General features: G+C 57.0%; 10 protein-coding genes. 1 reads left to right on the top strand and 9 read right to left on the bottom strand.

The genetic code is table 11. From position 1 onward, the window contains the following. Positions 1-53: 53 nt before the first annotated feature. On the bottom strand, positions 54-2,285 hold the full coding sequence (relA, locus tag OVA10_RS06880) for a GTP diphosphokinase (protein ID WP_102104651.1): 2,232 nt from the start codon (positions 2,283-2,285) through the stop codon (positions 54-56). A gap of 52 nt (positions 2,286-2,337) precedes the next feature. Next, entirely contained in the window at positions 2,338-3,636 is a 1,299-nt protein-coding gene (gene rlmD / locus OVA10_RS06875) for a 23S rRNA (uracil(1939)-C(5))-methyltransferase RlmD (protein ID WP_123428664.1), read from the bottom strand. Between the two features lie 57 nt (positions 3,637-3,693). Between rlmD and barA the strand changes: the two genes are divergently transcribed. Then, entirely contained in the window at positions 3,694-6,453 is a 2,760-nt protein-coding gene (gene barA, locus OVA10_RS06870; protein WP_248859083.1) for a two-component sensor histidine kinase BarA, read from the top strand. Between the two features lie 57 nt (positions 6,454-6,510). Here the strand turns inward: barA and OVA10_RS06865 are convergent, their stop codons facing one another. The 7 genes from OVA10_RS06865 to OVA10_RS06835 form a co-directional block, all read right to left on the bottom strand. Continuing rightward, on the bottom strand, positions 6,511-7,650 hold the full coding sequence (locus tag OVA10_RS06865) for a glycerate kinase (RefSeq protein WP_268195664.1): 1,140 nt from the start codon (positions 7,648-7,650) through the stop codon (positions 6,511-6,513). 88 nt (positions 7,651-7,738) lie between these two features. Beyond that, positions 7,739-9,076, bottom strand: a complete 1,338-nt coding sequence (gene gudD, locus OVA10_RS06860; protein WP_100779113.1) for a glucarate dehydratase — start codon at positions 9,074-9,076, stop codon at positions 7,739-7,741. A gap of 16 nt (positions 9,077-9,092) precedes the next feature. Beyond that, positions 9,093-10,433, bottom strand: coding sequence for an enolase C-terminal domain-like protein (locus OVA10_RS06855; RefSeq protein WP_268196871.1), 1,341 nt, complete (start codon positions 10,431-10,433; stop codon positions 9,093-9,095). After that, on the bottom strand, positions 10,433-11,788 hold the full coding sequence (gene gudP, locus OVA10_RS06850; RefSeq protein WP_102104656.1) for a galactarate/glucarate/glycerate transporter GudP: 1,356 nt from the start codon (positions 11,786-11,788) through the stop codon (positions 10,433-10,435). The genes OVA10_RS06855 and gudP overlap by 1 nt, the downstream gene beginning before the upstream one ends. A gap of 387 nt (positions 11,789-12,175) precedes the next feature. Continuing rightward, the gene (locus tag OVA10_RS06845; RefSeq protein WP_100779111.1) at positions 12,176-12,625 is read right to left on the bottom strand and encodes a flavodoxin; all 450 of its coding nucleotides are present in this window, start codon (positions 12,623-12,625) and stop codon (positions 12,176-12,178) included. A gap of 21 nt (positions 12,626-12,646) precedes the next feature. After that, positions 12,647-13,426 (bottom strand): tRNA pseudouridine(65) synthase TruC, encoded by a 780-nt coding sequence (truC, locus tag OVA10_RS06840; RefSeq protein ID WP_129035065.1) that lies wholly within the window; start codon positions 13,424-13,426, stop codon positions 12,647-12,649. Further along, a complete protein-coding gene (locus tag OVA10_RS06835; protein WP_100780825.1) occupies positions 13,423-13,752 on the bottom strand; it encodes a YqcC family protein in 330 nt (109 codons plus the stop codon). Before OVA10_RS06835 ends, truC begins: the two co-directional genes overlap by 4 nt. Between the last annotated feature and the right edge of the window lie 392 nt (positions 13,753-14,144).

Raw genomic sequence — 14,144 nt, 5'->3', positions numbered from 1 at the left:
AGTAAAGATAGCCGGGTAACAGCAAAGCGTTACCCGGCCAACAAAGAGTAAATTTACCCGCCATGCAGACGTCGAGCGTCAATCACATCTGGCACCTGATTCAGCTTGCCAAGCACGCGGCCCAGCACCTGCAGGTTGTAGATTTCGATAGTCATATCGATAGTCGCAAGCTGCTCGCGGGTATCGCTGCGGCTGGCGACGCCAAGGACATTGACCTTTTCGTTGGCGAGGATGGTGGTGATATCGCGCAGCAAACCGCTGCGATCGTTGGCGGTGACACGCACCACCAGCGAGTAGCCAGCGGAATAGCTTTCGCCCCACACCGCATCCACAATACGTTCTGGCGCGTGAGATTGCAGTTCTGCCAGCTGTTCGCAGTCAGAGCGGTGAATGGAGATCCCACGCCCCTGGGTGATAAAGCCCACGATATCATCGCCAGGTATTGGCTGGCAGCAGCGAGCGATGTGGTGCATCAGATTGCCGACGCCCTCCACTACCACGCGGCCATTGTCTTTGCTGCGATGCTGCGGAGTATAGGTTTTCTGCTGAAGCTGTTTCAGTGCCGCCGCATCCTGCTCCTCCGCGCTCGGTTTGTTAAACTGAGACTGCAGGAAGTTCACCATCTGGTTGAGGCGAATATCGCCTCCGCCAATGGCTGCCAGCAGCTCATCAAGCTCATTGAAGTTGTAGCGCGGCAGCAGGTGTTTTTCCGCCTCTTTGATGCTAATGCCTAAATGCTCAAGCTCATCATCGAGGATCTGGCGACCCGCCAGGATATTCTTGTCGCGATCCTGTTTACGGAACCACGCGTGAATTTTGGAGCGCCCACGGCTGGTGGTGACATACCCCAGGTTCGGGTTCAGCCAGTCGCGGCTCGGGTTTGGCTGTTTCTGGGTGATGATTTCAATCTGATCGCCCATCTGCAGCTGATAGGTAAAGGGCACGATGCGACCGCCGATCTTCGCGCCGATGCAGCGATGCCCCACGTCGCTGTGGATGTGGTAGGCAAAATCGAGGGGAGTAGACCCGGCAGGCAGATCGACAACGTCGCCTTTTGGCGTAAAGACGTAGACCCGATCGTCGAAGACCTGGCTGCGCACTTCGTCGAGCATTTCGCCGGAGTCGGCCATCTCTTCCTGCCACGCAATCAGCTTACGTAGCCACGCAATGCGGTCTTCATGGCCGGTGCGCGTTCCGCTGGATGGGCCTTCTTTGTATTTCCAGTGCGCCGCGACGCCCAGCTCGGCGTCTTCGTGCATCTGTTTGGTACGAATCTGAATCTCGACCGTTTTCCCGCCCGGCCCGAGCACTACCGTATGAATCGACTGGTAACCGTTCGGTTTCGGGTTCGCCACGTAGTCGTCGAACTCATCTGGCAGATGGCGGAAGTGAGTATGCACTATCCCCAGCGCGGCGTAGCAGTCCTGCAGGCGATCGGCAACGATGCGCACTGCACGCACGTCGAACAACTCGTCAAAGGCGAGATGTTTTTTCTGCATTTTGCGCCAGATGCTGTAGATGTGCTTCGGACGACCATAGACCTCCGCCCGCACGTTCTCTTCTTTCATTGACTGGCGCAATCCGCCCACGAACTCGTCGATATAGTGTTCACGATCGATACGGCGTTCGTGCAGCAGTTTGGCAATGCGTTTGTATTCTGCCGGGTGCAGATAACGGAAGCAGTAATCCTCAAGCTCCCATTTCAGCTGGCCGATACCTAAGCGGTTCGCGAGGGGCGCATAGATATTGGTACACTCTTTCGCTGCCAGCACGCGTTCATCTTCCGGCGCGTCTTTTACTTCACGCAGGTGCGCGATGCGCTCGGCAAGCTTAATCACCACGCAGCGGAAATCATCCACCATCGCGAGCAGCATGCGACGAACGTTATCTACCTGTTCCGAGGAGACGGAATCTGTCTGGGCGGCTTTCAGCTGGCGGATGGCGGCCATATCGCGCACGCCGTGAATAAGCGCCACAACCGGCTTACCGACGCTGTCACGCAGCACGTCTTCACTCACCACTTCGGCATCTGCCAGCGGGAAGAGCAGCGCGGCCTGCAGCGTTTCGAGATCCATGTTCAGCATGGAGAGAATTTCAACCATCTCAATGCCGCGCCACAACAGCAGTTCGGCATCGGCATGTCCCTGCGTTGTGCGCAGACAATAGGCCCAGGTTTCGGTTAAGCGTTCACACGACTGCTGGCTGGAAATCCCCAGACTTGCGATCCATTTTTGTGGGTCAAACTCACCAGCTTTATTGAGATGTGCACTTCTTACCGCAACCATCGTCCTCTCCTTTAGGGACAAGGGCCTGTCGAATTCGACAAGCCGAAATTCGTTAGTTCTGCTCGAACAACACCATTGATTCCAGATGCCCAGTGTGCGGGAACATGTCCAGCATTGCCAGACGCTGAATCTGGTAACCCGCGCCCAATAAAGCCTCGCTGTCGCGGGCGAGCGTGGCCGGGTTACAGGAAACATAGACCACGCGTTTTGGCGCGAGTTTAATTATATGCTGCATTACGCCAGGCGCACCGGCGCGAGCCGGATCGAGCAGGATTTTATCGAAACCGTGCTTTGCCCACGGCTGCCGGGTGACATCTTCTTCCAGATTTTCATGAAAAAATGTCACATTGTGCAACGCGTTACGCTGCGCATTTTCCTGCCCTTTTGCCACCAGCGCCTCGACGCCTTCTACGCCGACAACGCTGGCCGCCCGTTTTGCAAGCGGTAGGGTGAAATTCCCCATCCCGCAAAACAGATCCAGTACCCGGTCACCGGGCTGAACATCCAGCCACGCGATTGCGGTGGTGACCATCTGCTGATTTACGCCGTCGTTTACCTGAATGAAGTCGCGCGGACTGAACGTTAAGCGTAGCCCGTCCGACAGATACCAGGGAGCTTCACCTGTAACCTGCTCAAGTATCTCGCTTTGTGGCGCAAGAAAAAGCGCCAGCTCGTGAGAATGCGAAAAGCGTTCCAGTTTTTCGCGGTCTTTGGCAGAAAGTGGCGCAGTGTGACGCAGCACCATCAGCGGGCCGTTATCGGCCAGTACCAGTTCCACATGCCCCAGCGAACACACGCCCTGAAGATCAGACAGGCAGTTGCGCAGGTCCGGGAGCAATGCTTCAAGACGGGGCACCAAAACGGGGCATTGATTCACGTCGACAATGTCACTGGCGCTGCTCTTGCGAAAACCCATCTCCAGCTTTTGCGTTTTTGGCTGGTAATTCAGGCTCAGACGAGCGCGACGGCGGTAGCCCCACGGCTCGCCGGCGATGATGTCGTTCACGTCATGCTTGATAAGGCGTGCCAGCGCGGTGCTTTTGCTGCGCTGTTGCAGGGCAACGCTGGCATGCTGCTGCTGACAGCCGCCGCACACGCCAAAATGCGGGCAGCGGGGCGCTGTGCGTTCCGCGCTATCATTAAGGCGACGCTTCACTTTACCGCGAGCAAACTTGTTCTTGTCTTCCGTCAGGGTGACTTCGGCACGCTCAGTGGGTAATAATCCGGGGATAAACACCGCCTTACCATTATGACGCGCAACGCCCTGGCCGAAGGGGTCAAGGTCGGTGACATCAACAGTTATGATCTGACGCGTCGTCACGCGTCGCTTTGCAGAGTAGAATTGCGCCATTGCCGAGAATTTTCTCAAATTAACATAATGACTCTAATTGTCCCATAACGGAACTCCATGACCAACTACAGCCTGCGCGCGCGCATGATGATTTTGATCCTCGCCCCGACCGTTTTAATCGGTTTGCTGCTGAGCATCTTCTTCGTTGTGCACCGTTACAATGACTTGCAGCGTCAACTGGAAGATGCGGGAGCCAGCATCATCGAACCGTTGGCCGTCTCCAGCGAATACGGCATGAACCTGCAAAACCGTGATTCCCTCGGCCAGTTAATCAGCGTTTTGCATCGTCGGCATTCAGAAATCGTGCGCGCCATTTCGGTCTATGACGAGAATAACCGGCTGTTTGTCACGTCGAATTTTCATCTCGATCCCGGCGAGCTTAAAATCCCCGACGGTACGCCTTTCCCGCGCCATCTGAGCGTGGTGCGACGCGGCGACATTATGATCCTGCGCACGCCCATTATCTCGGAAAGCTATTCACCTGATGAATCGGCCATATCAGATGCCAAGGCCAGTAATAATATACTGGGATATGTGGCGCTGGAGTTGGATCTCAAGTCAGTGCGCCTGCAACAGTACAAAGAAATTTTCATCTCCAGCGTCATGATGCTGTTCTGTATCGGCATTGCGCTGATTTTCGGCTGGCGTTTGATGCGTGACGTCACCAGCCCGATTCGCAATATGGTGAACACCGTCGACCGTATACGTCGCGGGCAGCTCGATAGCCGCGTCGAAGGGTTTATGCTCGGCGAGCTGGATATGCTCAAAAACGGCATCAACTCGATGGCAATGTCGCTGGCGGCCTATCACGAAGAGATGCAGCACAACGTCGACCAGGCGACCTCCGATCTGCGCGAAACCTTAGAGCAGATGGAGATCCAGAACGTCGAGCTGGATCTGGCGAAGAAACGCGCCCAGGAAGCGGCGCGTATTAAATCTGAGTTCCTGGCGAATATGTCCCACGAGCTGCGTACGCCGCTGAACGGGGTGATTGGCTTTACCCGCCTGACGCTCAAATCGGAGCTTAATCCGACCCAGCGCGATCACCTGCACACCATTGAGCGTTCCGCCAATAACCTGCTGGCGATCATCAACGATGTTCTCGACTTCTCCAAGCTGGAGGCGGGCAAGCTCATCCTCGAAAGTATTCCCTTCCCGCTGCGCAGTACGCTGGATGAGGTGGTCACTCTGTTGGCCCACTCCTCCCATGACAAAGGCCTTGAGCTAACGCTGAACATCAAAAACGATGTGCCGGATAACGTCATCGGCGATCCCCTGCGCCTGCAGCAGGTGATCACTAACCTGGTGGGCAACGCGATCAAATTTACCGAGAGCGGCAACATCGATGTGCTGGTTGAGCGCAGGGCGATAAGCAATAACAAAGTGCAGATCGAGGTGCAGATACGCGATACGGGCATTGGTATTCCCGAGCGCGATCAGTCGCGGCTGTTCCAGGCGTTCCGGCAGGCTGATGCCAGCATCTCGCGTCGCCACGGCGGAACAGGTCTGGGGCTGGTGATCACCCAGAAACTGGTGAAAGAAATGGGAGGCGATATCTCCTTCCACAGCCAGCCGAATCGCGGCTCGACCTTCTGGTTCCATATTAATCTCGATCTGAACCCGAACGTGGTGACGGACGGACCAATGACGGATTGCCTGCGCGGTAAACGTCTGGCCTATATCGAACCCAACGCCGCAGCCGCGCAGAGCACGTTGGATGTGCTCAGCACCACGCCGCTGGAGGTGATTTACAGCCCGACGTTCTCGGCGCTGGCAGTCGACCATTACGATATTCTGCTAATGGGCATTCCCGTGACGTTCACCGGTGAGCTGACCATGCAGCAGGAGCGGCTGGCGAAGGCCGCATCGATGACCGATTACCTGCTCCTGGCTTTGCCGTGCCACGCGCAGCTTAACGCGGAAGAGCTGAAAAATGACGGTGCCGCCGCCTGTCTGTTAAAGCCCCTTACCGCCACGCGCCTGCTGCCTGCGCTGACGGAATACTGCCGCATTAATCATCAGGCGATCCCTGTCTCGAGTGACGATCACAAGCTGCCCATGAGCGTGATGGCGGTGGATGACAATCCGGCTAACCTGAAACTCATCGGCGTATTGCTGGAGGATCAGGTACATCACGTTGAGCTGTGCACCAGCGGCCCGCAGGCGGTTGAACAGGCCAAACAGATGCAGTTCGATCTGATCCTGATGGATATTCAGATGCCGGGCATGGACGGCATCCGCGCCTGTGAGCTGATTCGCCAGTTGCCGCATCAACAGCAGACGCCGGTGATCGCGGTAACCGCTCACGCCATGGCCGGGCAAAAAGAGAAACTGCTCAGTGCCGGGATGAATGATTATCTGGCTAAACCGATCGATGAAGAGAAGCTGCACAGCCTGCTGCTGCGCTATAAACCGGGCTTCGCAACCGGAGTGTCTTTAGCGACGCCAGAACCGGCAGAGTTCAGCGTAAACCCGAACGCCACGCTCGACTGGCAGCTGGCGCTGCGTCAGGCGGCCGGGAAACCCGATCTGGCTCGCGAAATGCTGCAAATGCTGGTCGCGTTCCTGCCGGAAATTCGTAACAAAGTGGAAGAACAGCTGGTCGGGGAACACCCGGACGATCTCCTCGAAGCGATCCATAAACTGCACGGTAGCTGTAGCTACAGCGGGGTTCCGCGTCTGAAAAGCCTTTGTCATTTGCTGGAACAGCAGCTGCGCTCGGGCACAACGGAATCTGAGCTGGAGCCGGAGTTTCTCGAGTTGCTGGATGAGATGGATAATGTGACGCGGGAAGCGAGGAAAGTATTAGGGGGGTAGTTTTCTTATTTAGCCCATCTGCCCGGCCCTCTCCGTGTGAGAGAGGGCCAGGAAAAACTACGCGCTCATGCCAATTTTCAACACTGCAGCAATATTCCGCGCTGCCATCCGCACATTCTCTTCTGCATTTTTCAGCGCCTCTTCCAGCGTACAGACGGTGTAAATCACGCTGAATACCGCGTCGATACCGTGCTCATGTACCACGCCGACATCCGCCGTCAGGCTGCCCGCAATTCCGATAACCGGCTTGTTGTAACGTTTGGCGACTTTCGCCACGCCGACGGGAACTTTGCCATGGATCGTCTGGCTGTCGATGCGTCCTTCGCCGGTGATCACCAGGTCAGCATCGGCGACGTGGTTATCCAGATGCAGCGCATCGGTGACAATCTCAATGCCCTGACGCAACTCTGCGCCGCAAAACGCATACAGCGCTGCGCCCATCCCGCCAGCCGCCCCGCCACCTTCCAGATTGAGGACGTCGATATCCAGGTCGCGGGCGATAATTTTCGCGTAATGGGCCAGAGAATCATCGAGCCGGGCGATCATCTCCGGCGTCGCCCCTTTTTGCGGGCCAAACACCGCCGATGCCCCTTCTTTGCCCGTCAGTGGATTGGTTACGTCGCAGGCCACTTCAATACGACAGTTGGCCAGGCGGGTATCCAGCTCGCTGATATCAATCCGCGCCAGCTTCTCAAGCTCGCCGCCGCCCATGCCAATAGGATTATCTTCGGCATCCAGTAGCTTCGCACCGAGTGCCTGCACCATCCCGGCTCCGCCGTCGTTGGTGGCGCTGCCGCCGATGCCGATGATGATGTGTTTAACGCCTGCATCAAGGGCGTGGCGAATCAGTTCGCCTGTCCCCCAGGAGGTGGTTTTCAACGGATTGCGTAAGGAAGGCGCCACCATCTCCAGGCCGCTCGCCGCCGCCATTTCAATGAATGCGCTCTGCTCGTCGCCGGATAAGCCGTAGAACCCTTCCGCGTTTTCGCCTAAGGGGCCCGTGACCCGCACCTTGATAATACCGCCCTGTGTGGCTGCGACCATCGCCTCCACCGTCCCTTCGCCGCCGTCGGCAACGGGCAGTTTGACGTAGTGCGCGTCGGGGAAAATCTCGCGAAACCCCTGCTCGATTGCCGTCGCCACCTCAAGAGCACTCAAACTCTCCTTGTACGAGTCCGGTGCGATTACTATTTTCATAAGCCATCCTTACGCCTGTTGACTGGATTGAGCATACACCCGCGCTGAAAACAAAAATGCCGACTCCCGCAGGAACCGGCATTCACACTTAGCGCACCATGCACGGTCGCTTGTTGTTAAACGTCCAGTCCGGGATGAGATACTGCATCGCCATCGCGTCGTCGCGCGCGCCCAGGCCATGCTTCTGATACAGTTCGTGCGCTTTCATCAGTTGATCCATATCCAGCTCTACGCCCAGACCCGGCGTGGTCGGCACTTGCACCATTCCGCCTTTAATTTCGAACGGCTGTTTGGTCAGGCGCTGATTGCCCTCCTGCCAGATCCAATGAGTATCAATCGCCGTAATGTTGCCCGGCGCGGCGGCGGCCACATGGGTGAACATTGCCAGTGAAATATCAAAGTGGTTGTTGGAGTGCGAGCCCCAGGTCAGCCCGAACTCATGGCACATCTGCGCCACGCGCACGGAGCCTTGCATTGTCCAGAAGTGCGGGTCCGCCAGTGGAATATCAACGGACTGCAGCGACAGCGTATGGCCCATCTGACGCCAGTCGGTGGCGATCATATTGGTCGCCGTTGGCAGTCCGGTGGCGCGACGGAACTCGGCCATCACCTCACGTCCGGAGAAGCCCTGCTCCGCACCGCATGGATCTTCTGCATACGCCAGTACGCCTTTCAGCTGTTTGCCGATACCGATCGCTTCATTAAGCGACCAGGCCCCGTTCGGATCCAGCGTTACGCGCGCCTGCGGGAAGCGTTTCGCCAGCGCGACAATCGACTCGGCCTCTTCTTCGCCCGCCAGCACGCCGCCTTTCAGTTTGAAATCGTTAAAGCCGTATTTTTCGTAAGCGGCTTCCGCCAGGCGTACCACCGCATCCGGCGTCATGGCTTCATCGTGACGAAGGCGATACCAGTCGCATTTTTCGTCCGGCTGGCTCTGGTACGCCAAAGGCGTGAGTTTGCGATCGCCGACGAAGAACAGATAGCCTAGCATTTCGACTTCACTGCGCTGCTGGCCTTCCCCCAGCAGCGACGCCACGTTAACCCCTAAATGCTGCCCCAGCAGATCCAGCATCGCGGCTTCGATCCCCGTCACCACGTGAATGGTAGTACGCAGATCGAAGGTTTGCAGCCCACGGCCTCCCGCATCGCGGTCAGCAAAAGTAGCGCGCACGGCGTTTAAAACATTTTTGTACTCGCCCAGGGTTTTGCCCACCACCAGCGGGATCGCCTCTTCCAGGGTTTTGCGGATTTTCTCGCCGCCAGGAATTTCACCCACGCCCGTGTGGCCGGAGTTATCTTTGATAATCACAATGTTGCGGGTAAAGAACGGAGCATGGGCGCCGCTCAGGTTCATCAGCATGCTGTCGTGGCCCGCGACGGGAACAATCTGCATGGCAGTGACGACAGGTGTAGAGAAAGTGGTCATGGTGCAATCCTTTTAATTAGTGACGACCAAACGCCGGGCGTTTGCGGTCAAATGTCCAGCCGGGAACGAGATACTGCATTGGGCCTGCGTCGTTGCGCGCGCCACATGGCAGCGTCTTGTACAGCGCGTGGGCCTTGTGGATCTGATCCCAGTCCAGCTCCACGCCCAGCCCCGGCGCATCCGGGACGGCAATCTTGCCGTCTTTTATCTCCAGCGGATTTTTGGTCAGGCGCGCGTCGCCCTCCTGCCAGATCCAGTGCGTATCGATAGCCGTTGGTGTGCCGGGAGCCGCGGCCCCCACATGCGTAAACATCGCCAGTGAGATATCGAAATGGTTATTCGAGTGACAGCCCCAGGTCAGGCCCCAGTCGTCGCACAGCTGCGCGACACGCACCGCGCCGGAGAGCGTCCAAAAGTGCGGGTCTGCCAGCGGAATGTCCACGGAATTGAGCATCACCGCGTGGCCCATTTCGCGCCAGTTCGTGGCGATCATATTGGTTGCCACCGGCAGCCCTGTCGCGCGGCGAAATTCCGCCATCACTTCGCGACCGGAGAAACCCTGCTCGGCCCCGCACGGATCTTCCGCGTAAGTGAGCACGTCGTTAAGCCCTTTGCAGAACGAAATCGCCTCGTCCAGTCGCCAGGCGCCGTTAGGATCAACGGTGATTCGCGCATCCGGGAAACGTTTTTTCAGGGCTCGGGCGCTGTCGATCTCCTGCTCGCCAGGCAGGACGCCGCCCTTGAGTTTGAAATCCTTAAAGCCGTAGCGATCCTGTGCCGCCTCGGCTAAGCGAACCACCGCCTCGCTGGTGAGCGCTTCCTGATGACGCAGGTGATACCAGTCATGATTGCCCGGCGTGCTGGAGAGATAGGGCAGATCGGTTTTCTTGCGATCGCCCACGTAGAACAGATACCCGAGCACAGTGACGGCATCACGCTGTTTGCCCGGCCCCAGCAGTTCGCACACCGGCACGTTCAGCGCTTTACCGAGCAGATCGAGTAGCGCCGCTTCGAGCGCAGCCACCGCATTCACCCGCAGCTCGAACGTCCAGGCCCCTTTGCCGAAGGTATCAAAATCGGCGGCCTGATTGCCTTTGTGTACCTGCTGCACCACCTTGTTCAGACGCGCGATTTGCTGGCCGACAACCATCGGAACGGCGTCCAGCAACGTCTGGAGAATCACCTCACCGCCAGGCGCTTCACCGACGCCGGTATTCCCGGCGTTGTCCGTGAGCACCACAATATTGCGCGTAAAGTACGCGTTATGGGCACCCCCGATGTTGAGCAGCATGCTGTCGTAACCGGCCACGGGAATGACCTGCATGTCGGTAATGACTGGACTTGATTGTGTATTCATCATGCACGCCCCGCGACCGGTTTCAGCTCAACGCGTTTGATATCGCCCACCAGCACCAGATAGCTGAGAACCGCCACCAGCGCATGAACGCCTACGTAAATCAGTGCGCCATTGAAGGAGCCGGTGGTCCCGACGATATAGCCGATGGCGATAGGGGTAACGATGCCGGAAATGTTACCGAACATATTGAACAGACCGCCACTCAGGCCGCTGATCTCTTTCGGCGCGGTATCTGCCATCACCGCCCAGCCCAGCGCACCAATTCCTTTGCCAAAGAAGGCCATCGCCATAAAGCCGATAATCATCCATTCGGCACTCACATAGTTGCAGAACACCATCGTCATGGAGAGCAGCATGCCCAGTACAATCGGGGTTTTACGCGCGATATTCAGCGAACCGGTGCGGCGCATCAGCCAGTCGGAAATCACCCCGCCCAGCACGCCACCGATAAAGCCGCACACCGCCGGAACCGAGGCCACAAAGCCCGCTTTCAGAATCGACATTCCGCGCGCCTGCACCAGATAGACCGGGAACCAGGTGATGAAAAAGTAGGTTAAGGCGTTGATGCAATATTGCCCAAGGTAGATGCCAATCATCATCCGTGAGCCAATCAGCTGTTTGATCTGGCCCCACTTCTGGCTGAACGGCACTTTGGCTTTGTCGTTTTTCTGATCCATGTTGATCAGCGCACCGCCTTCAGCGATGTACTCCAGCTCTTTCTTGTTCACGCCCGGATGTTGATTCGGTTCGTGGATCACTTTTAGCCAGACAAAGCTGATGATGATCCCCAGTCCGCCCATAAAGAAGAAGACGTGTGACCAGCCCACTTCGTGGGTCAGCCAGCCCATAATCGGCGCGAAAATGACCGTCGCGAAATACTGGGCGGAGTTAAAAATCGCCACCGCCGTGCCCCTCTCCTGCGCCGGGAACCAGGCCGCGACGATGCGGCTGTTGCCAGGGAAGGAGGGCGCTTCTGCCAGCCCGACCAGGAAACGTAAGGTAAAGAGGGCAACGATAATGCCGAAGCCGCTGAAAATATCGACAAAGCCCTGCAGCAGGGTAAACATCGACCAGATAAAGATGGACCAGAAGTAAACGCGTTTGGAACCGAAGCGGTCAAGCAGCCAGCCGCCGGGGATTTGGCCAATCACATAGGCCCAAGAAAATGCGGAGAAGACATACCCCATGCCGACCGGGTCAAGCCCGATGTCTTTTGCCATTTCAGAGCCGGCAATCGACAGCGTGGCGCGGTCGCCATAGTTGAAGGACGTGACGATAAACAGCATCACCACTATCCAGTAGCGAGCATTGGTGCGCTTCTCAGCGCTGCTCGCCGCTTGGCTTAATGTACTCATTGTTGCACTCCTGAATCTTGGCTTGCGCCAGGTTCATTCTGTACGACATAACCTGTAGGGTAATCAGAATGAGAGGTTAGTGTTTTGCAGTTTTGGTACGGCATTTCTGGTACGGATAAGAGCCGTTTTATGGTTTCTAACTGCTTTTTTTGGTAACTGACGGGAAAAGTATATGTAAGAGGAGGCAGCAGCCTCACCGTGCATCAACACAACATTGGCGCACGAGTTGGAGGTTGTTTGTGGCAAAAGCCCAGGGGAGTGGAAGATGGTTCACGAAAATGGGGAAGAATGTGAGCCAGATTACCTGGCGGCGCTGCGCTTGCACGAGCCTACATTGTAGGCCGAGGTTTGAGGCCGGGTAAGGCATAACAGCCCCCCGGCGAAGGGTTATTTGAGCAACGCGCCCCACTGTTCAACCCATGGATTAGATTCGCTTTCTGGCTCCGGGTGTTCACCGGCGTCGATCAGCAGCATCTCACCCACGCGCTGCGCACTTTGCTCCTGCAGCAGAGCGTCAAACTGCTTACCGCCACCGCAGAAATGGGTGTAGCTGCTGTCACCGAGGGCGATAATGCCGTAGCGCGTATCGGGCTGATAGCCCAGCGTGTCTTTGATTGCCTGGAAGAGCGGCACAATGCTGTCTGGCAGATCGCCCTGCCCGGTTGTTGATGTCACTACCAGCACGTACTGATCTTTATATTTTTCCCAGTCGGAAAGAGTCGGATCTTCATAGACCGTCGCTTTGTGACCCTGACTTAACAGAATCGCCTCGGCCTCTTCGGCCACCAGCAGCGAGTTACCGTACATTGTGCCGACAAAAATGCCTACTTCAGCCATGCTTCACTCCCTTCATTATCGCTATTGCTGTTCATCCTGAACGTTGCTCGTCACAAACTCAACCCTTTCATTTTCGGGGAGTTGTCCCATCCAGCCAAACTGTGACAGCGCCTGCATCCAGACGTCATCCAGCCCCGCACGGATCACCAGCGGCTCGCCGGTAAAGGGGTGGGTCAGGCTGAGCTGGCTGGCGTGCAGCATCAGGCGGTTGCAGCCAAAATGTTCGGCGGCGCTGCGGTTCTGGCGCAAATCGCCGTGCTTGCTGTCGCCAATGATCGGATGACGCAGATGGGAGAGATGGCGACGCAGCTGGTGCTTGCGCCCGGTATGAGGCTCAAGCTCCACCAGCCCGTAGCGCGTGGTCGGGAATTTACCCGTGGCAACGGGCATTTCGACCGTCGCCAGACCGCGATAATCTGTCACTGCTGGCTGCGGCTCTTTATCGTCACGGGCAAATTTATCGGCGATTTTATCCAGCTCTTCGACCAGCGGATAATCAAGCGTCGCTTCGTCCATCAGCCAGCCGCGCACGATGGCGTGATAACGTTTTTGAATCTGATGCTGTTCGAACTGCTGAGATAAAAGGCGTCCGGCTTCGCTGGAAAGCCCCATCAACAGGACGCCTGAAGTAGGCCTATCAAGACGGTGGACGGTAAACACGTGCTGACCAATCTGGTCACGCACGGTTTGCATCACCACCACTTTCTCATCGCGATCCAGCCAGCTACGGTGAACCAGCCAGCCAGACGGTTTATTGACCGCGACCAGCCACTCGTCCTGGTAGAGGATCTCAATGGTCATGCCTGGCCGCCGGAAAACAGCGTGTCCAGGCGTTGTAGTTCAATCAGCACGATATCGCGCGCCGGGTGCTGCGCATCAAGCGCCATTTCATAGTAGGGGCAGATGGCAAAGTCGTGGGGCAGCGGATGACCGCCATCCAGCAGGGCGTGCAGGCGCGGGATGAGCACCCACTGCAGCCATTCAAACGGCTCAAGGGTGTCCAGACAGAATGGCTGGGTGCTGGCGAAAGCCTCTTGCTGCGGCGCCGTTTCCTGCCACAGCTGATGGAGGCGCATCAGAGCTTCGATAGCGTGCAACTGCGCACGAACGCTGTCGTTATGCGTCATAAAAACCTCAACTGAAAAACTGAACGGCGCGCAGCATAGCATTCCGGGGCGCAGAAATAAAAAAAGGGAGCACTGTATAAACAGTGCTCCCGGTTCGTTTCGCAGCATTCCAGCTACAATTTGTGCTCCCTGCTCGTCCGTGACAACTTTTCCAGTGGCCGTGAGGCCTGATCGTCCGTAACCGCGCATCCTGCTCACATCATCCTGATGTGAATGTTTCATCATGAAACGTCCTGGCCTTCCTGACCCACCGGGCATCATGTCCGGTTCTCATTCTCCGTCCTGGAGGTGTCCCTTACGCATCCTGCGTGATCCTTTTGCTTCAGTCCTGAAGCCTTCCTGCCGCGCCATCCTGACGTGTCCTGTGTGAGTAACGTCATCATCCTGATGTT

The organism is Lelliottia sp. SL45 (genome assembly GCF_026672535.1).
Classification (GTDB): domain Bacteria; phylum Pseudomonadota; class Gammaproteobacteria; order Enterobacterales; family Enterobacteriaceae; genus Enterobacter; species Enterobacter nimipressuralis.
This window is presented reverse-complemented; position numbering and strand designations above follow the sequence as displayed.

Excerpts from the sequence above, each read along its gene's own strand:
- OVA10_RS06865 (WP_268195664.1), bottom strand. The coding sequence starts at position 7,650 with ATGAAAATAGTAATCGCACCGGACTCGTACAAGGAGAGTTTGAGTGCT.
- barA (WP_248859083.1), top strand. The coding sequence starts at position 3,694 with ATGACCAACTACAGCCTGCGCGCGCGCATGATGATTTTGATCCTCGCC.
- gudD (WP_100779113.1), bottom strand. The coding sequence starts at position 9,076 with ATGACCACTTTCTCTACACCTGTCGTCACTGCCATGCAGATTGTTCCC.
- OVA10_RS06835 (WP_100780825.1), bottom strand. The coding sequence starts at position 13,752 with ATGACGCATAACGACAGCGTTCGTGCGCAGTTGCACGCTATCGAAGCT.
- rlmD (WP_123428664.1), bottom strand. The coding sequence starts at position 3,636 with ATGGCGCAATTCTACTCTGCAAAGCGACGCGTGACGACGCGTCAGATC.
- relA (WP_102104651.1), bottom strand. The coding sequence starts at position 2,285 with ATGGTTGCGGTAAGAAGTGCACATCTCAATAAAGCTGGTGAGTTTGAC.
- OVA10_RS06855 (WP_268196871.1), bottom strand. The coding sequence starts at position 10,433 with ATGAATACACAATCAAGTCCAGTCATTACCGACATGCAGGTCATTCCC.
- OVA10_RS06845 (WP_100779111.1), bottom strand. The coding sequence starts at position 12,625 with ATGGCTGAAGTAGGCATTTTTGTCGGCACAATGTACGGTAACTCGCTG.
- truC (WP_129035065.1), bottom strand. The coding sequence starts at position 13,426 with ATGACCATTGAGATCCTCTACCAGGACGAGTGGCTGGTCGCGGTCAAT.
- gudP (WP_102104656.1), bottom strand. The coding sequence starts at position 11,788 with ATGAGTACATTAAGCCAAGCGGCGAGCAGCGCTGAGAAGCGCACCAAT.